Here is a 21,308-nt window from a genome sequence, read left to right on the forward strand (position 1 = left end):
CCGGAGGATGTCAGGCATCAGGGCTGTGAGCAAGGTCCCAGCCCGGCCCCCTCCAACGCTTGGGCACCCGCCGCTACAGTCCGTCGCGAAGGCCATTGGTTACCAGTGAGTAGCACCAGCGGGAGGCACAGCAGATGACGCGCGAGTCGGAATCGGGACTGCCGATCGAGCCGGTCTACGGGCCGGACACCCTCGACGGGTGGGACCCCGCCGAGAAGCTGGGTGAACCGGGCGCCTACCCCTTCACGCGCGGCGTGTACCCGTCCATGTACACCGGACGCCCCTGGACGATGCGCCAGTACGCCGGCTTCGGCACGGCCACGGAGTCCAACGCCCGCTACAAGCAGCTCATCGCCAACGGCACGACGGGCCTCTCGGTCGCCTTCGACCTGCCCACCCAGATGGGCCACGACTCCGACGCCGACATCGCGTCCGGCGAGGTCGGCAAGGTCGGGGTGGCGATCGACTCGCTCGACGACATGCGTGTGCTCTTCGACGGAATCCCGCTGGACCAGGTCTCCACGTCCATGACGATCAACGCCCCCGCCGCCCTCCTGCTCCTCCTCTACCAGCTGGTCGCGGAGGAACAGGGCGTCCCGGCGCGGCAGCTCACGGGCACCATCCAGAACGACGTGCTCAAGGAGTACATCGCCCGCGGCACGTACATCTTCCCGCCGGAACCCTCGCTGCGCCTGATCGCCGACATCTTCAAGTACAGCCGGGCCGAGATCCCGAAGTGGAACACCATCTCGATCTCCGGCTACCACATGGCGGAGGCCGGGGCCTCGCCCGCGCAGGAGATCGCCTTCACCCTCGCGGACGGCATCGAGTACGTCCGTACCGCCGTCGCGGCCGGCATGGACGTCGACGACTTCGCCCCGCGGCTCTCCTTCTTCTTCGTCGCGCGGACGACGATCCTGGAGGAGGTCGCCAAGTTCCGCGCCGCCCGCCGGATCTGGGCCCGGGTGATGAAGGAGGAGTTCGGGGCGCGGAACCCCAAGTCGCTGATGCTGCGCTTCCACACCCAGACCGCGGGCGTCCAGCTCACCGCCCAGCAGCCCGAGGTCAACCTGGTGCGCGTGGCGGTCCAGGGCCTGGCCGCGGTCCTGGGCGGCACGCAGTCCCTGCACACCAACTCCTTCGACGAGGCGATCGCGCTGCCGACCGACAAGTCGGCCCGCCTCGCCCTGCGCACCCAGCAGGTCCTGGCGTACGAGACGGACGTGACGGCCACCGTCGACCCGTTCGCCGGCAGTTACGTCGTCGAGAAGATGACCGACGACGTCGAGGCCGCGGCCCTGGAGCTGATGCTGAAGGTCGAGGACATGGGCGGGGCGGTCCGCGCGATCGAGCGCGGCTTCCAGAAGAACGAGATCGAGCGCAGCGCCTACCGCATCGCCCTGGAGACGGACAGCGCCGAACGGGTGGTCGTCGGCGTCAACCGCTTCCGGCTCGACGAGGAGGAGCCGTACGAGCCGCTCCGCGTCGACCCGGCGATCGAGGCCCAGCAGGCGGCCCGGCTGGCGAAACTGCGTGCCGAACGCGACCAGGGCGCGGTGGACACGGCGCTGGCGGCCCTGCGCAAGGCGGCCGAGGGCACGGACAACGTCCTGTACCCGATGAAGGACGCCCTGCGGGCCCGCGCCACGGTGGGCGAGGTGTGCGACGCGCTGCGGGAGGTGTGGGGGAGGTACGTGCCGACGGACGCGTTCTGACACCGGGGACGGGCGCGGGGCGGCCACGGGCCGGCCTGCGACGTCAGGGGATGAGGTGGCCCCGCCCGCGCACATCGCGGCCCGGGCCGCGATGTGCGGTGCGGGAACCCCGCGTCCTGAGTGTCGTACCCGCGTGCGACACTCCGTTCCATGCTGGGTGTCACCGACCTTCCGACCTATCTCGCCGGCCTGGTGCTGATCGTTCTGCTGCCAGGGCCGAATTCGCTGTACGTGCTGTCCGTCGCCGCCCGGCGCGGGGTGCGGACCGGCTATGTGGCCGCGGCCGGGGTGTGGACCGGGGACACCGTGCTGATGACGCTGTCCGCGCTCGGGGCCTCGTCCCTGCTGCAGACGACACCGGTGCTCTTCGCCGTGGTGAAGTACGCCGGCGCGGGCTATCTGACCTGGATGGCGATCGGGATGCTGCGCGCCGCCGTGTCCATGTGGCGCGAGCGGCACCGGCGGGTGGCCGCGCTCACGGGCGACGCGCCGGACGCCTCCGAGACCCCGGGCGCCATGGAGCGGCCGTACCGGCGGGCGCTGGTGGTCAGCCTGTTCAACCCGAAGGCGATCCTGTTCCTGATCTCGTTCTTCGTGCAGTTCGTCGATCCGGGGTACGCCTACCCGGCGCTCTCCTTCCTGCTGCTCGGCACCCTGCTCCAGATCGCCAGCTTCCTGTACCTGTCGGCACTGATATTCGGCGGCACCCGGCTGTCCGCGGCGTTCCGTCGCCGGAGGCGGCTCTCGGCGGGAGCCACGTCGGCGGCGGGGGTGCTGTTCCTCGGCTTCGCCGCGAAGCTGTCGCTCAGCAGCGTCTGACCGGCGGCCGCGTCCGGGCCGCCCCCGGTCATGCGTGCCAGGCCTGGCCGCCGACGTTGTGGATCATGCGCTGGAGCACCTTCAGGGCGCTGACGAACTCCTCGTCCGCGATGCCCTCGTGCATCTCCTCGCGCGCCCGCGCGACGCGGGCGTACGCCCGGGTGCGCAGGGCATGGCCCTCGGGGGTCAGCCGCAGCCGCGCACGGGAGTCCTCGGTGATCAGCTCCTGGCCGATCAGCGTGTCGATCTCGGGCTCCAGGCCGTCCTCGATGTCGAGGTAGCCGCGGAGCAGGGTGACCACCTCCGCCCGCGCGCGGCCGGAGCCGTCCGCGTCGGCGAGCTGGTTCAGTACCCACCACCGGGGCTGCGTCAGTCCGTGCTCGGCCAGCGCCGCACGGATGTGGGTCACGGTCGCCTTGTGCGCGGCCCAGCTCCAGTAACCGATCGGCTGCCGGGCGAGACCCTCGTCGTCATGGGAGAAGTCCATGACGACGAACGTAGGAGCTCAACCGCGCTCGAGGTCAAGGCCCAGCGCCGCACCGTACTCCGCCAGCCCCGCCGCGTCCTCGCCCGCCCAGCCGACGTAGCCGTCCGGCCGGATGAGGAACACGCCCTTGCCGTACGCCTCGTAGGCGTCCATGCGGTGCACCCGGACGGACGGTCCCGCGGGCTCCGGCAGCTCCGCGTCGGTGCCGACGGCCAGCAGGGTGAAGTGCGGGCCACGGAAGACGTCGAACAGCCGCCTGCCGTCCGTGGGCCCGTCGGGCGCCCGGTCGCCGGCCTCCAGGACGCCCGCGCGCCCCGCCGACAGCGGGCCCTCCCGGTAACCGATGCCCAGCTGCTGGGCGGCCGCGCCACGCTCCTGCTCACCGCGGTGGATCCGGGTGGACAGGCCGAGCATCTCGGCCGCGATCGGGCGGCGCTCCTCCTCGTAGCTGTCGAGCAGGGCCGCGGGCGCCCCGTGGCGCAGCACCTGGCCGAGCTTCCAGCCCAGGTTGTACGCGTCCTGCACGCTGGTGTTGAGACCCTGGCCGCCCGCGGGGGAGTGGACGTGGGCGGCATCCCCGGCCAGGAAGACCCGCCCGGCGCGGAACCGGTCGGCGAGCGCGGCGCGCGGGCGGAAGTCGGAGGACCAGAGCACCTCGGTGACGTCCTGCGCCTCCAGGTGGGTGCGCTCCGCGACGACGGCCCGCACCCCCTCCGGGGTGGTGTCCGGCTCGCCCTCCTTGAACTGCGCGACCAGCTGGAAGTCCGTGGTACCGGGCAGCGGGCACAGCGTGAGGTAGCCCGCGTCGCCGTTCGTCATGTGCCAGTTGAGCCGGTCGAGGGCGTCCTCGGCGACCCGTACGTCGGCCACCAGCATCGGCGCCGGGTCCACCGTCTCCCCGGTCATCGCGATGCCGAGGGCACGCCGCACGGTGGAGCGTCCGCCGTCGGCCGCGACCAGGAAGGAGGCGCGGACGGGGCCGGTGCTCAGCTGGGCGGTGACCCCGTCGGCGTCCTGGGCGAGGCCGGTGAGCGCGGTGGAGAAGGCGACGTCGCCGCCCAGTTCGCGCAGCCGGGCCAGCAGGATCTCCTGGGTGCGCCACTGCGGCATCATCCACGGCTCCCCGTACGGCTCCGCGTCCGTCGGGGCCGCCACCCGGAACATGCGGTGCTCGCCCACCCGCTCGCCGTCCTGCCAGACCATCCCGACGGGAGCCGGACCGCCGTGCGCGCGGACCGCGTCGCCGACCCCGAGGTCGTCGAGGACTTCCCGGGTGCGGGGCTGGACGCCCTTGCCGCGCGAGCCGGGGAAGAGGGCGGGCGTCTGCTCGACGAGGAGGGCGGGGACGCCCCGGCGGGCCAGGTCGCAGGCCAGGGCGAGGCCGCAGGGGCCTGCGCCGACGATGAGGACCGAAGTCTCCCGGGGCGTTTCTTTAACACCGTTAAGTTCCATGTCGGCGAGTGTGTGCTTAACGCTGTTAAGTTGTCAAGGGCGGGCTGTTAACTTGTCCGGGTGGGTACGACGAAGATCGACCGGTCCCGGGTGGCCGACACGGCACTGCGGCTGCTGAACGAGGTGGGCCTGGACGGCCTCAGCCTGCGCGCCATCGCCAAGGAGCTGGACGTCAAGGCCCCCGCCCTCTACTGGCACTTCAAGGACAAGCAGGCGCTGCTCGACGAGATGGCCACGGTGATGTACCGCCGGATGCTCGACGAGGACCTGCCTGGGCCGTCCCCGGAGACCTGGCAGGACCAGCTCGTCGCGTACAACACCGGGCTGCGCACCGCGCTGCTGCGCTACCGCGACGGGGCGAAGGTCTACGGGGGCGCGCGGTTCACCGGCACCGATCACGCCGACGGGCTCGAAAGCCATCTGCGGACCATGGTCGACGCGGGCTTCGAGCTGTGGCAGGCGGTCCGGGCGGGCACGACCGCGTACTCCTACACGATGGGCTTCGTCAGCGAGGAGCAGGGCGTCCGCCCGACGCCCGGCGAGCGGCGCGAGGGCTTCGACATCGGCGAGCGCGCGGAACGGCTGGCCCGTTACCCGCTGGCCGCCGCGGCCGGGGAGGAGATCTTCGCCCACTACGACGAACGCTTCGAGGACGGCCTTCGGCTGATCGTCGCGGGCATCGAGGTGCGGTACGGCGGGCGGGCGTAGGGGGCGTCACTCCGCCCGGAGGTACGCCGACGTCGAGACCCGCCCCAGCAGCCGCAGCCGCGAGGCGCCGTCCGCCAGGTGCTTGTCCAGCGCCTCCTGGACGCCCGGCCAGGACGCGTCGCCGTAGTCGTCGAGCACCACGACGCCGCCCGGGGCGACGATCTCCTCGACCCACTCCAGGTCGGCGGCCACCCCCTCCAGGGAATGGTCGCCGTCCACGACGATCACGCCGTACCGACGGTCGGCGACCTCGGCCCGGACCTCCGGATCGGACGAGAAGCCCTGACGGATGCGGGGGTGGTGCGTCGAACCCCCGCCGGTCAGAGCCAGGTTGGCCCGTACGACGTCCTCGCGCACGGGCGTGCCCGTGGGGTCGGCGGGCTGGGACGTGCCCGGCTGGAGCTGGGCCCCGGCCAGCGGGTCGACGATCGTCAGATCCGGCTCGCCGCCCGCCCGGTGCACCATCCGGGTCAGTCCCGCGGCGAACAGCCCGTACAGCGTGCCGATCTCCAGGACGCTGCCGTTCGGCGGGGAGAGCAGCGGCACCGTCGCCAGCTTCCCGCACACATTCGACGTGGAGCCGGCCAGCCGGCCCACGCCGAGTGCCTCCAGTGCCACCACGGTCCGGTAGGCGACGACGACACCGCGCCGGGCCTTGCCCTCGTCGCCGCACAACGCGCCGATCTGACGGACCAGCTCGTCGATCTCCCGGGCAGGCGGATTGCGGTGCGCGCCCCGCCCCGTGCCGTCGAGCAGCAGCCCCAGCGCGTACTGCCCCCGCCGCAGTTCCCCGGCCTCCTGGCGCAGCACGGCGAGCTCGCTGAGCAGGGGCTCGGCGGCACGTTCCACCCGCAGCCGGATGCGGCGGTCGACCAGGGTGAGGACCGGGCGCAGGGCGCGTTTCGTCAGGCGGTTGTTCAGAAGGGAGGGCATGGGTGGGAACGTACGCGCGCGGAGCGCGCCCCTCCCACCACGCGGAGATGAAGTCTCGGTGTCGTCGCGACTACGGCAGCGGCCGTACCGCCCGCCGCCGTATCCGCGTACGCGCCCAGGGGGCGAGGGCGGTCGCCAGCAGTGCGGCGAGGGCCCCCGCGCCGGCGAGCGACCCGGCCCGCAGTCCCGGCGGACGGAACGCGCAGTCCACGGTCGTGCGGTCGCCGCTCACCGGCACGGCGACCAGGCCGAGATACGAGCCGGCGGGCCGCCCGTCGCAGCTCCAGCCCGCGATCCGGGGCGCGGCCAGCACCGCCACCCCCCGCGTGTGCGCCGGGAGTTCGGCCCGCACCCCGCTGTCGGTGACGGAGACCCGCGTCGCACCCGTCCGCTTCAGCCCGGCCACCGCCCCGGCCAGCCGCCCCCGGTCCAGGCAGCCGACGGCCTCGTGCGGAACGGTGCCCGCCCGGGCCACCCGCAGGGACACCGCGAGCTGTCCGCCGCCCGTGCCCAGCATCCGCATCCCGGCCCGCCGGCCCGGCAACTCACCCCGGAAGTCGCCCGGTTCGCCCGAAGCGCCGAGCTGCGCCCGCCCGAACAGGTCGGGGGCCCACAGATACACCTCACTGTCCACGGGGCAGCTCACGCTGAGGGTGTACGCGCCCGGCCGCACCCGGTAGTCGTACGCGCCCTCGTCCGGGGCGGCCGCGCCGCCCTCGGAGCGCAGCGCGGTCGCGGGCACCGTGTACACGGCCGCGCCCAGCAGCTTCTCCTGGTTGCGGAACGGCGAACGCCCCATCCGTGCCCCGGAGTCGACGGAAGGCCGCACCGTCACCAGCGGCGGTACGTCCTGCCGGGTGACCGTGACCGGACGGTCGTCCGGGCGGTTCCAGCCCTGGTGCGGATCGCGGGGCACATGGACCCGGGCGCCCACCGAGAACACCGCGTCGGTCACCGGGTTGTCCAGGCTGTGCAGGGCGCGGCCGTTCGACGTCCAGCCGGCGCCCAGCGCGAGGAACGTGCGGGTCAGCACGTCGGGGGTGTGGCTGCTGTAGTAGGCGCCGCCCTCCCCGCCGACCAGCAGCGGGTCGTTGGCGGTGGACTGCTCCAGCCCGGGGTCGGTGCGGTAGCGCGGCCAGCCGTCGGCCTGGGCGACCGCGGCGGCCTGGAGGTCCTGGCGCTCACCCCAGGGGGCGTAGTCGTCGAGCCGGTTCAGGCGCTGCCGGTCGGCGTACGCGGTGGTGGCGGCGGCCTGGCCGGCCTGCGCCCCGACCAGCAGCAGCGCCGCGAGCACCGCGAACCTGCCGCTGCGGGCCAGGGCCAGGGCCCCGATCACGGCCACCAGGCCCGCCGCGAACAGCGGATAGGTCCACCCGGTGACCAGGGTGCTGGTCGCGGCCCCGGCCGCGATCAGCACCAGCACCACGCCACCGCCCAGCAGGGTCCGCCGGTCGGGCCAGGCGGTGGCGACCGCGGTCCAGGCGGCGATGACCACGAGCCCGGACAGGACGAAGGTCTGCCGGTACGGACTCCCGTTCGGCGTCGCGAAGGCGTGCCACAGCAGATGGGTCGGCCCCCACTGCAACGACAGCGCGACCGCGGCCACCAGCCCCGGCCACACGAGCCGGTCGGCGCGCGGCACGGCACGGTGGAAGGCGAGCGCGCAGGCCAGCAGCAGCGCGCCGGTCCCCAGGAACAGCGCCGGACTGAAGAAGCTGTACGTGGCCGGCAGCAGCCGGGCGGCGACGTCGGGCCAGGCGGCCGGGGCGAACTCCCGGTTCCAGCCCGGGTAGGCGTGCCGGGTGCCGAGGAACACGGGCACCAGGACCGGTGCCGCCAGCCCGATGCCGACGAGTACGGTCCGTACCGCACGCACCAGGCCCCGGACACGCTCCCGCGACGTCCCGTCCTCCAGCAGCAGCCGCACCACCAGCACCAGGGCCGCCCCGAGGGTGGCCATGTACGCGGTGTAGAAGTTCGACACCCAGGCGAGCGTCACCAGGAGCGTCCCCAGCACCGGACGCCGTCCGGTACGCGCCCACTCACCGGCCAGGCACAGCAGCGGGAAGGCGATCAGCCCGTCCAGCCACATGGGGTTGTAGACGGCCTCGACGACCGACCAGCCGCACAGGGCGTACGAGGCGCCGAGCACGGCCGCCATCCACTCCCGGCCCCGGCCCCGGCGCAGCGCGGTCAGGAGCCACGTCATGGCCGCCGCCGCCACGCCCGTCTTCACCAGCGTGACCGCGTACACGGCCAGGTCGATCCGGTCCCTCGGGAAGACCCCGACGAGCAGGGCGAACGGGCTGCTCAGATACGTACCGAAGTCCGGCAGGAAGCTGGTGCCGAAGCCGGACTGCCAGTTCAGCAGCAGCCCGCCGTCCGCCTGCCCGTGCAGCAGGTCCCAGAGCCGGGTGTGGAACGGGACGAACTGATTGCCCAGGTCGTTCACGCTGCGGGTGTGCGGGCCGAAGGGGTAGCTGCGGGCCACCGCGTCCCCGGCGCAGACGGTCACGACGGTGAGCAGCGCGGCCAGGGCGGCGCCCCGGGGGCGCGGCGATCGCGGAATCGACGGAGTCCTCATGATGGGTCGAATATGTCATCGAACATCGTGAAATCCCGGGCGGGGAAAGCTGGTTCATCCAATGGACGGCCGGGCTTCACGCGACTGTCCCCGGGCGGTCGCGCACCGCGCCGGTACGGGGGCGGAGCCGATGCCACGGCCCCGCCCCCGCGCTCGGCTCAGCTGCCGGACGGCTCGGGCAGCGCCCGGCCCTCGAACGCCGGTGCGGTGCCGGCCGTGTTCACGGCCGCGCGCGCGGCGAAGCTCTGCTGGACCTGGTAGACGCGGGTCTGGTTGTCGGCGGTACGGAAGGTGTAGGCCCAGGTCGGGCCATTGGCGTTGGTGTAGGTGAAGGCGGTCGGCACGGTGGCGGCGGCCTCGAAGGACGCCTGCTGCCAGGCGCGCCAGACGCCGCTGCCCTGGGTCGTCTCCCCGGTGTTGTGGATGTAGCCGTCGGCGCCGCGCGCGGCTATCTCGGTGAGGCCGGTCAGGGGCGAGATGACGGCGGAGGGCTCCCCGTCGGCGGTCAGCCCGGCGACGGTGTCCCAGGCGCCGTAGGTGCCGTTCTCGGCGGACTGGGCCGCGGTGACGATGTGGCCCTGGCCGTCGTTGGCGAACACCCGGATGCGATAACCGGGGTAGACGACGACCGAGGGCGTCCCGCTGACGTTCTGCGCGCCGAGCCCGGTCCAGGCGGTGAGGGCCCCGTCGGCGGAGAACGTGGCCGTGGTCAGCGTCCCCGCGGTGGTCGTGGCGAAGAGCTGGATGCCGTCGCGCGCGGTGACCGCCTGGAGGGTGCCGGAGAGCCCGGCGCCGCTGAGCGGCATCCAGCCCATGAAGTCGACGTTGGCCCGCTGCTGGATGCGGTACCAGGGCTTGCCGGCGCCGTCGACGGCGAACTGCGCGATCAGCCCGTCCGGGGTCTTCGCGGTGACCGGGTGGTGGGCCATGGCGCCGGCCAGGTCGATCCAGTCGTTCCAGTCCGCGGAGGCCTTGGCGGTCTGGTTGCGCTGCCAGACGCTGCCCGAGGTGTTCTGCGCGGTGAGGACGACGCGGCCGTCGGTGTGCTCGGTGAGGGTGGGGCGCCCGGTGAACGCCTCGTTGCCGGAGACGGTGGTCCACTGCACGCCGTTGAAGTCCGAGGCGTCGGCCATCCGGCCGTGCACCAGACGGCCGATGTTGTCCGTGTACGCGAACTCCAGCGAGCCGGTGGCGGACTGGGTCACCGCGGCCGGGGTGTAGTTCTCCAGCGGCGCCGAGGGGGACGCGGGGGTGTGGTTCGTGGTGATGCGGCAGGCGTCCGGGGCCCCCGACACGTTGGAGTAGTTCTGCCAGCCCGCGCTGCCGACGGTCTTGTTGTAGACCGGGAAGTCGCGGATGTTCTCGTCGAAGCGGTAGTAGTCGGCGACGCCCGCCGCGTTCACGCCGACCAGGGTGTCCCCACCGATCGAGGTGATCCCCCGGCTGTACTGGCGCCAGTCGGCGAGGCTCTCCACGACGTGCCGCTCGATCCAGCGCTGGCTGGTGAAGTCGTAGCGCGACCGGTAGAGCTTGCCGTCGGTCGCCGAACGGCCGTAGACCACGCCGGAGTCGGCGGCGACGATCAGGTCGTAGCGCTGCCAGTCCTGGTCGATGATCTTCCCGCTGTCGGCGGTGAAGGACTCGGCGGCCACGTCGTACTTGTACGTGCGCAGCGCGCCCTCGTTGTCCAGCACCCAGATCCGGTCGCCCCGGTCGATCGTGACCTGGTCGCGGTCCGCGGCCTTGGTCAGCCAGCCGAAGTTGGGGCTGATCTTCTTGTGGTGGATGTCCCAGACGCCGGTCGCGCTGACCCGGTGACTCAGATAGAGGCCGTCGGCCTTGATGCCGTAGAAGCGCGCGCCCTGCCCGGCCATCATCCGGCCGTATCCGGTCCAGCCCGTGTCGATCGTGCTGGGGGAGGCGAGGTTGCCGCCGCTGACCGGGGTCGGCATGTCGTAGCGCAGCAGCTTGCCCGCGGAGTCCAGGGCGTAGACGGGGCCCGTGGCCGTGCAGGTGGCGGAGTCCGCCGCCTGTGCGGTGCCGGGCAGGGCCACGAGCAGCGGGAACGCGGTGAGGGCGGCGGTCGCGACGGCGGCCCAACGGGCCGTACGTCGCGTGGTGGTGGAAGTCATGAAGTCGGACGCTAGGCGAGCGGCGGTGAACGGGGCGGTAGCGGCCGAGTGAAGAAGGCCTGACCGTAATTGACGAGTACATGAACAGTCGGTGCTTCCGTCGACACGCCTCCCTCACGCTCCCCAACATCAACGGGACTGATCCATCACGCACTTGGGGGAGCCGTGCCCGCGTACCGAAGAATCGCGCGACGTCTGCTGATGCTTCGCGCGGTACGCGGGATCTGGGGCGCGGGCGTCGGGCTGGCCGTCGCCGTGACGCTGGCCGTCGGCTCACTGGCCCTGGCGGGCGCCGGATTCCCGCTGTTCCCGGACAGGCCCGGGGCCGCCGAGGGGCCCGGCCAGCAGTGGGGGAGCGCCGAAGGGCGCGACCATGCCGCGGGCGGGCCGGGCAACACCGACGCGCCGGTGTCGACGCGCGCCAAGTACCCGCTCACACCCCCGAAGCCGGCCCGGCCCGCGGCCCGGTACAACGTCGCCGAGGTCACCGCACCGCCCGCCGCCCGGACCACCGGGTTCGACCGCGCCACCAGCACGGAACTCGTCTCCGAGCGGGATGCCCGCAGCCGCACCTACGCCAACCAGGACGGCACCCGCACCACCGAGATCTCCACCACGCCCCTCAACTACCGCGACGACAAGGGTGACTGGCGTCCGATCGACTCCGGGCTGACCGGGCGCGAGGACACCGCGGGGACCGCCCGCGCGGACGGGACGGGCGCCGGGTGGACCAACACCGCCGACTCCGTCGGCCTCGCCCTGGCCGCACGCGCCGACTCCCCGCGGCTCGCCGCCCTCACCCTCCCGTCCGGCGCGTCGCTCTCCTACGGACTGAGCGGTGCCGCGCCGGCACCGGGAAGCGCGGACGGCGCCAGGGTCGGTTACGAGAAGGTCCTGCCCGACACCGATCTGTGGCTGGACTCGCAGGCGGGCGGGGTCAAGGAGACCCTCGTCCTGCACTCCGCGGCCGCCCCCGCCGAGTTCGTCTTCCCGCTCGCCCTCGACGGCCTCGACGCCACCGTCCGGGACGGCGCCGTCGTGCTCACCGGCTCCGACGGCCGTACCGAAGCCGTCATCCCGGCCGGATTCATGACGGACGCCCGCGGTGTCACCTCGTACGCGGTCCGCTACACCCTCGTCGACCGCGACGGCCACCGGGCCCTGAAGGTGAACGCCGACCGCGGCTGGCTCTCCGCCCCGGACCGGGCCTTTCCCGTCCGCGTGGACCCGTCCGTCGACACCGGCGCCGCCGCCACCTCCATGTACGTCAGGGACGGCGGCCCCTCCGTGGTCGGCGCCGACGAACTCCAGGTCGGCCGCGGCCCGTCGGGCGCGACCTACTCCTACCTCGGCTTCCCCGGCCTCGACGAACGGCTGCGCAACCACCGGATCTTCGGGGCGCAGCTCCAGATCGTGAACTTCGACTCCGCCTCCTGCGCGGCGCGGCCGGTCTCCGTCCACCCGGTGACCCAGTCGTGGACCGCGGGCACCACCACCGCCTACCCGGGGCCGTCGGTCGCCGGGGCGCTCGCCACCAGGTCGTTCGCGTACGGGCACGTCGCCTTCGGCGCCTCGAAGTCCAACTGCCCGGCGGCCGGGGAACTCTTCGACCTCGGTAAGGGCGGCCGCGACCTGGTCCAGCGCTGGGCCGACGGCACCCAGGCCAACTACGGGCTGTCGCTGCGCGCCTCCGCCACCGACACGCTCTCCTTCAAGAAGCTCACCGGCCACGCCACCGCGAACCCGCCGAAGCTGTACGTCACGCACTCCCCGTACAGCGCCACGTACGCCTTCCCCCAGCCCGTCCCCGACCCGCCCGTGCTCCAGAACCAGGCGGGCAAGGTCAAGGTCGCGGTGACGAACACGGGTGCCGAGACCTGGACACCCGGCACCTACTACCTCGCCTACCGCGCCTACGACGCCAAGGGCAAGCTCGTCACGCAGCAGCGGGCCGCCAACCTCGGCGGCAACGTCGCCCACGGCGCGAGGACCGTGCTCGACGCGACCGTCAAGGCGCTGCCCCCGGGCACGTACCTGCTCGACTTCACCATGGTCCGCACCGGCGGCAAGGTCTTCACCGACGAACAGGTGCCGCCCGGCCGGCTCACCCTCCAGGTCTTCGACATCGCCCCGGTGGTCAAGGAGCAGTTCCCGCCCAACGGCTACCAGGCCCAGACCCTCACCCCGCAGCTCTGGGCCGCCGGGGTCGACATCGACGCGCCGCCCGGCTCGGCCCTCCAGTACAAGTACGAGATCTGCGAGGCGGACAAGGACGGCAAGCCGACCGGCTGCACCACCTCCGCCTACCAGACGGCGTCCGCCTACCCCGTCCCGGCCGGCCGGCTGAAGTGGGGCGTCACCTACCTGTGGCGCGGCTTCGTCAAGGACGCGTCCAACGAGGTCCCCACCGCGCAGACCGCACTGGTCGCGGCCGTGCCGCAGCCCGAGATCACCTCACGGCTGTCCGAAGCGCCGGGCAAGGAGTTCGACCCGAACGTCGGCAACTTCACCTCCTCCGCGATCGACGCGTCCCTCACCACGACCGGGCCCGACCTGACCCTGGTCCGCACGTACAACAGCCTCGACCCCCGCCGCGACTTGGCGTTCGGCGCGGGCTGGTCGACGCGGTACGACATGCGGCTCACCCCCGACGACGACGGCAGCGGCAACGTCGTCATCCGCTACCCCGACGGCCAGGACGTCCGCTTCGGCAAGAACCCGGACGGCACCTTCGCCCCGCCGCCCGGCCGCTACGCCAAGCTCACCCTCGACCCCACGACCTCCACGTACCGGCTCCAGGACAAGTCCGGCACCAGCTACGACTTCAGCACCGGCGGGCTGCTCGCGAAGATCACGGACGCCTCGTCCAACGTGGTCGCCTACACCTGGTCCGGCGGGAAGATCCAGAGCGCGACGCACCCCCGCAGCGGCCGCTCGCTGACCTTCACCTGGACCGGCTCCCACGTCACCGCCGTCTCGACGAACCCGGTCGACGGCGCCCCGCTCACCTGGTCGTACACCTACACCGGCGACCTGCTCGACAAGGTCTGCGACCCGACGGGAGGCTGCACCCGGTACGCGTACGGGGCGGGCAGCCACTACGGCACCACCGTGCTCGACTCCCACCCCGAGTCCTACTGGAAGCTGGGTGAGGCCGAGGGCACGGCGGCCGAGAGCGCCGTCGAGGCCAACCTCGCCAAGGACCGCGGCGTCTCCACCGACGTCACCCTCGGTGCGGCCGGCGCGATCCCCGGCGACCCGGGCACCGCGGCCGGTTTCAACGGCAGCACCTCCCGCGTCGTGCTGCCCACCGGAACGCTGAAGAAGAGCCGGGACACGGCCGTCGAGGTGTGGTTCAAGACGCCCGCCTCCGGCGTCGGCGGCCCGCTTCTCGGCTACCAGAACAAGGCCTGGGGCACCGCGCCCGGCACCGGCGTGCCCGCCCTGTACGTCGGCAACGACGGCAAGCTGCGCGGCCAGTTCTGGACCGGGACCGTGGCCCCGGTCACCGACAGCACCAAGAACGTCAACGACGGCAAGTGGCACCACGCCGTGCTCTCCGCCTCGGGCTCCACACAGAGCCTCTACCTGGACGGGAAGCTCTCCGGCACCCTCACCGGGAAGCAGCTCGCCGCCGGCGACCTGACCTACAACCAGATAGGCGCCGCACACGCCACCTCCCCGGCCTCCTGGCCCGGCTGGGGCGCCGCCGCGGCCCGCTCCTTCGCCGGCACCCTCGACGACGTCGCCGTCTACCACCACCCGCTGGGCGCGACGGCCGTCGCCGCCCACTACCGCGAGGGCACCCGGACCGCGGACGTGCTGACCCGGACGACGCTGCCCTCCGGCCGCATCGCCTCCGAGGTCGCGTACGACACCGCCCGCGACCGCGTCCAGGAGTACACCGACCGCAACGGCGGCACCTGGAAGATCGGCGCCCCCGCCGTCTTCGGCGACGACACCGACCTGCGGCGCACCGTCGAGGTCCACGACCCGGTGGACTCCCCGTACTTCTACGAGTACGACGGGCTGACCTCCCGGATGCTGCGCTACGGCGAGCCGATGGCGCTCGGCGCCCGCGACTCCGGTCCCTCGCCGAGCCCCTCGGACACCGACCCGCCGCAGGAGGTCTGCACCGAGCCCGACCCGGGCGACCCGGCGTTCTGCACCAACCCGCCCGGCGACGGCGGCGGCGAACCGGACTTCATCCGGCACCCCGCCGACGGTGTCGCCATCCGCCTCTTCGGCTACGACGACAGGGGCTTCCAGACCGGCATCACCAGCGAGAACGGCGACCGCGTCACCCTCGGGTACGACGACCGGGGCAACGTCACCAGCCGGACCACCTGCCGGGCCAAGGACGACTGCCAGACCACGTACACCACCTATCCGGCCCCCGCCGGCGACATCGACCTGCGCGCCGACCAGCCCTCGCAGACCCTCGACGGCCGGTCCTCCGGTCCCACCGACACCCGCTTCCGCACCCAGTACCAGTACGACTCCCGGGGGCTGCTCACCCTGCAGACGGCAGCCGACGGCGGCACCGTCAAGAACACCTACACCACCGGCGCCGAGCCGGCCGTCAACGGCGGCAACACCCCCACCGGGCTCCCGCTGACCTCCACCGATCCGCGCGGCAAGGTCACCCGCTACCTGTACTTCACCAGCGGCGATCTCGCCCAGGTGACCGAACCCTCCGGCCTCGTCACGAAGTTCACCTACGACGCGCTGGGCCGCAAACTCACCGAGACCGCCGTCTCGGACGCCCAGCCCGGCGGCGCCACCGTCACCCTCGCCTACGACAAGCTGTCCCGGCTGGTCTCCACCACCGAACCGGCCGCCACCAACGTCGTCACCCTCGCCCGGCACCAGCAGCGCACCGTCACCAACTACGACGCCGACGGCAACACCGTGCGCACCGAGGTCACCGACGTGCTCGGGGGCGACGCCCCCCGCGTGATGACCTTCGAGCACGACGCGTACGGACGGCCGGAGAAGGTGACCGACGCCGAGGGCAGCGAGACCACGTACGGCTACGACTCCCTCGGCAACAAGACCTCGATGGTCGACGCCAACGGCAACCACTTCGACTACGTGTACACGGCGCGCAACATGATGGCCGAGACCCGGATGCGCGACTGGGACGACGACGGTGGGGACCCCGACTACACCGTGGTGCAGTCCTACGCCTACGACATGGGCGGCCGCGTCGTCCGCAACACCGACGCCATGGGACGCGACCTCGTCTACGAGTACTACGGCGACGACCTGCTCAAGTCCCTCACGCTCAAGGGCTTCCACAACCCCGACGGCACCCGGCGCGACCTCGTCATCGAGTCCACCACGTACGACGGCGCCGGCAACGTCCTGACCGAGAAGGCGAACAACGGCAAGCTCGTCACCGAGTACACCTACGACGCCGTCGGCCGCACCAAGTCCGAGGTCACCGATCCGGCCGGACTCGCCCGCCGCACCACGTACAGCTACGACCTCGCGGGCAACGTGGAGACCACCACGTCCAACGGCGCCCCGTCCAACGTGCCGTGGCCCACGAGCGCCACCCCCGAGACCGTCCGGTACGTCTACGACAACGCGGGCAACGCCGAGCAGGAGATCGTCCAGAACGGCGCGGAGAGCCGCGCCACGGTCTACGGGTACGACCAGCGCGGCCTCGTCACCTCCCGCACGGACCCGGCGGGCAACCGCACCGACTACGCCTACGACGAGGTCGGCCGGCCGCTGTCGGCGACCTCACCCGCCGTGGCGACCGAGTCCGGCGGCGCGGCCCCCGTCACCTCCCGCCCCACCACCTACACCGGCTACGACACCTTCGGCGCGGTCACCGAATCCGTCGACGCGCTCGGCAACACCAACCGCACCACCTACGACCGGCTGGGCCGCGCCCTCACCGCGACCGCGCCCGCCTACCGGGCACCCGGCGCCACCACGACCGTCACCCCGACGACCTCCCGGAGCTACGACGCGCTGGGCAACGTGGTCACCGAGACCGACGCGCTCGGCCGGGTCTCCACGTTCGGCTACGACCGGCAGAACCGGCTCACCACCAAGGACGTTCCCGTCGGCGAGGACGACGAGCAGGCCCGGTGGTCGTACACCTACACCCGGACCGGTGAACTCCTGTCGGTCACCGACCCGAACGGCGCCCGCGCCGAGAGCACCTACGACGACCTCGACCGGCCCGTCACGACCACCCGCGTCGAACGCGAGCCGCTGCCCGCCGCGTTCACCACCCGCAACGAGTACGACGACGCGGGCAACGTGGTCGGGCAGACCGAACCCGGCGGCGGCGTCAGCCTGTACGGCTACGACGCCCTGGGGCAGCTCACCCGGGCGACCGACCCGGGCGGCGTGGTCACCCAGTTCGGCTACGACATGAGCGGCCGCGAGGTCCGCAGCACCGACGGCATGGGCCGGACGTCGGCCAAGCTCTTCGACGCCTTCGGCCAACTGGTCCGCGACTCCGACCTGGACACCGACAACAGCCCCCTGCGCGCGGTCGACTACGGCTACGACACGGCCGGCAACCTCACCACCTCCACCGATCCGCTGGGCCGCACCACGCACTACGCGTACGACCCGCTCGGCAGACTGACCGGCCAGACCGAACCGGTCTCCGCCACCGAATCGATCACCACCTCCTTCGGATACGACGCGGTGGGCAACCGCACCCGCTACACCGACGGCCGCGGCAACCGGACCCTCTACACGGTCAACACCCTCGGCCTGCCCGAGTCCGTCGTCGAACCGGAGACCAGCCGCGACCCCGCGCCGCAGGACCGCACCTGGACCACCGCGTACGACGCCGCGGGCCAGGCGGTCAGGCTCACGGCGCCCGGCGGCGTCGTGCGCGAACGCGGCTACGACCGGGCCGGCCTGCTCGTCCACGAGACGGGCAGCGGCGCCGAGGCCGCCACCGCGGAGAAGGACTTCGGCTACGACCTGGCGGGGCGGCTGACCCGGGCCTCGTCCCCCAAGGGCGACGACACCTACACGTACAACGACCGCGGCTCGCTGACCGAGGCGAAGGGGCCGTCCGGCGACGCGACCTACGCGTACGACGCGGACGGTCTGCTCACCTCCCGCACCGACGCGGCGGGAACGGCGAACTTCGGCTACGCCCGCGGACAGCTGACCTCCGCCACCGACCCGCTCACCGGCGCCGCCCAGACCTACCGCTACGACGGGGCGGGGTCCATCGAGCAGATCGACTACGCCGCCGGCCAGTCGCGCACCTTCGCCTACGACGACCTGGGCCGGATCGACGCGGACACGGTCACGAGCAGCGGCGGCGCCACGATCGCGGCGACCGACTACGGATACGACTCCGACGACCACCTCACCTCCAAGAAGACCACCGGAACCGCCGGGGCCGGTGACAACGCCTACGGGTACGACGACGCGGGACGCCTCACCTCCTGGACGGAGAACGGCACCACCACCGCGTACGCCTGGGACAAGAGCGGCAACCGCGTCAAGAACGGGGACAAGGCCGCCGCCTTCGACGAACGCAACCGGCTGCTGTCCGACGGGGACTACACCTACGACCACACCCCCCGCGGCACCCTGGCCGGCCGCACCAGCTCCGGGATGACGGAGGAGTTCACCTTCGACGCCTTCGACCGGCTGACGAAGGCGGGGGAGTCGGGGACCGAGTACACCTACGACTCGCTGGACCGGGTGGCTTCCCGCAACGGGGCCGACTTCAGCTACGCGGGCCTGGCCCCCGACCCGGTCCAGGACAACAACTCCACGTACGGCAGGGGCGCTTCTGACGAACTGCTGTCCGTCGCCGAGGGCACGGGCGCCGCGCAGCTGACGGTGACGGACAAACACGGTGACGTGGTCGGCGACCTGTCGGCGACCGACGGGGCGGCGACCGCGCTCACCGGCTCCACGGCGTTCGACCCGTTCGGGCAGCCGTCCGCGGCGAGCGACGCGCAGCCGGACACGGCGGGCAACGCCGGCTACCAGGGCGACTGGACCGACCCCGACACCGAGCAGGTGAACATGGGGGCCCGCTGGTACGACCCGGGCACCGGCGTCTTCGACTCCCGGGACTCCTACTCGTACGCCTCCGGGGCCTCGATCCTCGCGAACCGGTACACCTACGGGGCGGGATCCCCGATGGACTACACCGACCCGGACGGCCACTGGCCGAGCTGCGGCTGGTGCAAGAAGGCGTACAACAAGATCAAGAAGAACAAGTACGTCCGTGCCGCCGTCAAGACCGCCAAGAACATCGGCAAGGCGGTCGTCTACACCGTCCGCCATCCGGTGTCCGCACTGAGGAAGGCCCTCAGCTACGCGGGCAAGGTGGCGAGCTACGTCTACCGCAAGTCCGGGCTCAAGACGATCGTCGACGCCGGCGTGCGGATCGCGAAGAGCGTCGGACGCAGTACCGGGGCCACCCAATGGGCCCGGGAGAAGGCGGCCGAGGCCCGCAGGATCTACCACGAGACCCGGGCCGCGGTCAGCCGCAAGGCCCGGGAGGCGGCCGCGTTCGTCGCCAAGCACAACCCGATCCCCGACATCGTGGCCGCGGCCCGGCCGCTCATGGCGGTGGCCAAGGCGATCGTGACGGCCGATCCCAACCTGCCGGCGATCCTCGTCGGCGCGGCCCGCGACGTGATCGCGGACGTCGCGAAGGCGACGGACGCGATTCGCGAGGCGGTGGTCGAACAGGTCGGGGCCGTCGTCGAGACGGTCCGCGACTCCGTCGACTGGGGCGCGGTGTGGGAGGGCGTCAAGACGGTCGGCGACGTCGTCGGCGACGTCACCGGCTTCAACGACATCAGGGACTGCGTCACCACCGGTGACATGGAGGCCTGCGCCTGGGCCGTCGCGACGGTCGCGGGCGTGGCCCTCGGCGGGGTCGGCGCGGGCGCGGTCCGGGCGGCCAAGGCGGGCCGGATGGCGACGAAGGCCGCGAAGTACGCGGACGACATCGCGAAGGCCGCCAAGAAGGCCGACGACACACTCGACCGGGTCGAGTCGGCGGTCGAATGCGTCCAGCTCGCCTCCGACCTGGTGGGCAACAGCTTCGTACCGGGCACCGAAGTGGTGATGGCGGACGGCAGCCGGGAACCCATCGAACAGGTCGAGGCGGGCGACGAGGTCCGGGCCACCGACCCCACCACCGGCACGACCTCCACCCAGGAGGTCACGGCCACCATCAAGGGCAAGGGCCTGAAGAAACTGGTCCGCCTGACACTGGACACGGACGGCGACAAGGGCGACGCGACCGACACCCTGACGGCGACGGCGGGCCACCCGTTCTGGGTCCCGTCCGCGGGCACGTGGCTGACCGCCGGGGAACTGAAGCCGGGCCAGTGGCTCCGTACGGGCAGCGGCAGCTGGGTCCAGGTCGAGGCGCTCAGCTCCTGGACCCAGCAGGCAACCGTCTACAACCTCGACGTCGACTCCGCCCATACCTACTTCGTGGCATCGGGTGCCGCGACAGCCCTGGTCCACAACTGCGGAACCGGCACCCGGGGCAAGAAGGGCAGCTTCCAGCCCACGGTCAGCGTGCACCGGTCCCAGGGCGACTGGGACATGGACGAGCGGCTGTCCGAGGCGACCGGCCTGAGGCACGAGGCGGCCGAGGCCGCGACCGGCAAGGCCAAGAACCGCACCTACACCGCGGCGGTCCACCGCCGCACCGGTGACATCGCCGTCGGCTGCTCGGGGAACGGCAGCTGCGCGGAGCCGAACATCCTCGAAGCCACAGGATGGGACGCCGGGGATGTCGTCTTCACCCGCGCGGTGAGACGGGAGGACATCGGCGACGGCATGGGGAAGGTCCTCCAGGAGAAGGAGATCTGCCCCGTGTGCCAGGGGAACTATCCGCCCGGGAACATGGTCGAAGGCGTACTGATCAATCGGGACGGCCCGTGGATGATCGGCAGGAGATGACAGTGAAGGCCTGGCAGTGGGAGCTTCGGAGACACGACTGGGCGGCCCTGCGGTGCGGGTGCGGTCTGGGCGCGGGGCACCTGCCCGCAACGTTCGAACGGCTCCTGGGAGACCCGGCCGCCGACGGGGGCGCGGGCAGGACGCTCGCCGGTCACCTCGAAGAGCAGTCCATGCTCTTCGAGGCGGCTCCGCACGCGGTTCCGGTGATTCTCGCCGCGCTTGCGGAGCACCCGCCGGCCCTCGTCCGGGGGCCCCTGCTGAGCATGCTGGGCTTCCTGGTCACGGGTGAGTCCCACAGCAGTGAGGTGGCGGCCGGCCGGCCCGGACTCGATGAGGAGTGCGCCGAAGCGGCCAGGGAGGGAATCTGGCAGCTGTACGCGGAGGCCGCCACCGGTGACACCGAGGCGGCTCTGGACATCCTGGAGTTCGTCGATCCCGACGAGGAGCGCTTCGCCTTCCACCGGGCTCGGTGCGCGGACCGGCTGGGGAAACGCAAGGGGCACGGCGCCTGACGCGGCGGGGCACGGCAGCCCGCCTGCTCGGCC

At 72.3% G+C, this 21,308-nt stretch carries 10 protein-coding genes; 5 read left to right on the forward strand and 5 right to left on the reverse strand.

Going from position 1 to position 21,308, the window contains the following annotated elements; genetic code table 11:
* The first annotated feature begins 134 nt into the window (after window positions 1-134).
* Window positions 135-1,715 (forward strand): methylmalonyl-CoA mutase family protein, encoded by a 1,581-nt coding sequence (locus ABZ454_RS24965; RefSeq protein WP_359541026.1) that lies wholly within the window; start codon window positions 135-137, stop codon window positions 1,713-1,715.
* Between the two features lie 150 nt (window positions 1,716-1,865).
* Window positions 1,866-2,534, forward strand: a complete 669-nt coding sequence (gene leuE, locus ABZ454_RS24970) for a leucine efflux protein LeuE (protein WP_359541028.1) — start codon at window positions 1,866-1,868, stop codon at window positions 2,532-2,534.
* 28 nt (window positions 2,535-2,562) lie between these two features.
* Here leuE and ABZ454_RS24975 read toward each other — a convergent pair whose 3' ends face one another.
* Together ABZ454_RS24975 and ABZ454_RS24980 are read right to left on the reverse strand one after the other, a co-directional pair.
* Window positions 2,563-3,021 (reverse strand): MarR family winged helix-turn-helix transcriptional regulator, encoded by a 459-nt coding sequence (locus ABZ454_RS24975; protein WP_359541031.1) that lies wholly within the window; start codon window positions 3,019-3,021, stop codon window positions 2,563-2,565.
* 18 nt (window positions 3,022-3,039) lie between these two features.
* Window positions 3,040-4,473 carry an FAD-dependent monooxygenase gene (locus ABZ454_RS24980; protein WP_359541032.1) on the reverse strand — a complete coding sequence of 478 codons (1,434 nt, stop codon included), beginning with the start codon at window positions 4,471-4,473 and terminating at the stop codon, window positions 3,040-3,042.
* 60 nt (window positions 4,474-4,533) lie between these two features.
* Between ABZ454_RS24980 and ABZ454_RS24985 the strand changes: the two genes are divergently transcribed.
* Entirely contained in the window at window positions 4,534-5,181 is a 648-nt protein-coding gene (locus tag ABZ454_RS24985; RefSeq protein ID WP_359541033.1) for a TetR/AcrR family transcriptional regulator C-terminal domain-containing protein, read from the forward strand.
* A 6-nt stretch (window positions 5,182-5,187) separates the two neighbouring features.
* Here ABZ454_RS24985 and ABZ454_RS24990 read toward each other — a convergent pair whose 3' ends face one another.
* The 3 genes from ABZ454_RS24990 to ABZ454_RS25000 form a co-directional block, all read right to left on the reverse strand.
* Window positions 5,188-6,114: a class I SAM-dependent methyltransferase gene (locus ABZ454_RS24990; RefSeq protein WP_359541034.1), complete on the reverse strand. Its 927-nt coding sequence runs from the start codon at window positions 6,112-6,114 to the stop codon at window positions 5,188-5,190.
* Between the two features lie 70 nt (window positions 6,115-6,184).
* On the reverse strand, window positions 6,185-8,698 hold the full coding sequence (locus ABZ454_RS24995; RefSeq protein ID WP_359541035.1) for a YfhO family protein: 2,514 nt from the start codon (window positions 8,696-8,698) through the stop codon (window positions 6,185-6,187).
* Between the two features lie 158 nt (window positions 8,699-8,856).
* A complete protein-coding gene (locus ABZ454_RS25000) occupies window positions 8,857-10,830 on the reverse strand; it encodes a tachylectin-related carbohydrate-binding protein (protein WP_359541037.1) in 1,974 nt (657 codons plus the stop codon).
* A gap of 165 nt (window positions 10,831-10,995) precedes the next feature.
* Here ABZ454_RS25000 and ABZ454_RS25005 point away from each other — a divergent pair, with 165 nt between their 5' ends.
* Together ABZ454_RS25005 and ABZ454_RS25010 are read left to right on the forward strand one after the other, a co-directional pair.
* Complete coding sequence (locus tag ABZ454_RS25005) at window positions 10,996-20,763, forward strand: polymorphic toxin-type HINT domain-containing protein (RefSeq protein WP_359541038.1); 9,768 nt, start codon at window positions 10,996-10,998, stop codon at window positions 20,761-20,763.
* Window positions 20,760-21,275 carry a hypothetical protein gene (locus ABZ454_RS25010; RefSeq protein ID WP_359541040.1) on the forward strand — a complete coding sequence of 172 codons (516 nt, stop codon included), beginning with the start codon at window positions 20,760-20,762 and terminating at the stop codon, window positions 21,273-21,275. Before ABZ454_RS25005 ends, ABZ454_RS25010 begins: the two co-directional genes overlap by 4 nt.
* Window positions 21,276-21,308 lie beyond the last annotated feature (33 nt).

It is taken from the genome of Streptomyces sp. NPDC005803, from assembly GCF_040630435.1.
Lineage (GTDB): Bacteria > Actinomycetota > Actinomycetes > Streptomycetales > Streptomycetaceae > Streptomyces.

Bases quoted from the DNA above. Each gene is read 5' to 3' on its own strand.
- ABZ454_RS24975 (WP_359541031.1), bottom strand. From the start codon at position 3,021: ATGGACTTCTCCCATGACGACGAGGGTCTCGCCCGGCAGCCGATCGGT.
- ABZ454_RS24965 (WP_359541026.1), top strand. From the start codon at position 135: ATGACGCGCGAGTCGGAATCGGGACTGCCGATCGAGCCGGTCTACGGG.
- ABZ454_RS24980 (WP_359541032.1), bottom strand. From the start codon at position 4,473: ATGGAACTTAACGGTGTTAAAGAAACGCCCCGGGAGACTTCGGTCCTC.
- ABZ454_RS25000 (WP_359541037.1), bottom strand. From the start codon at position 10,830: ATGACTTCCACCACCACGCGACGTACGGCCCGTTGGGCCGCCGTCGCG.
- ABZ454_RS24995 (WP_359541035.1), bottom strand. From the start codon at position 8,698: ATGAGGACTCCGTCGATTCCGCGATCGCCGCGCCCCCGGGGCGCCGCC.
- leuE (WP_359541028.1), top strand. From the start codon at position 1,866: ATGCTGGGTGTCACCGACCTTCCGACCTATCTCGCCGGCCTGGTGCTG.
- ABZ454_RS24990 (WP_359541034.1), bottom strand. From the start codon at position 6,114: ATGCCCTCCCTTCTGAACAACCGCCTGACGAAACGCGCCCTGCGCCCG.
- ABZ454_RS25010 (WP_359541040.1), top strand. From the start codon at position 20,760: ATGACAGTGAAGGCCTGGCAGTGGGAGCTTCGGAGACACGACTGGGCG.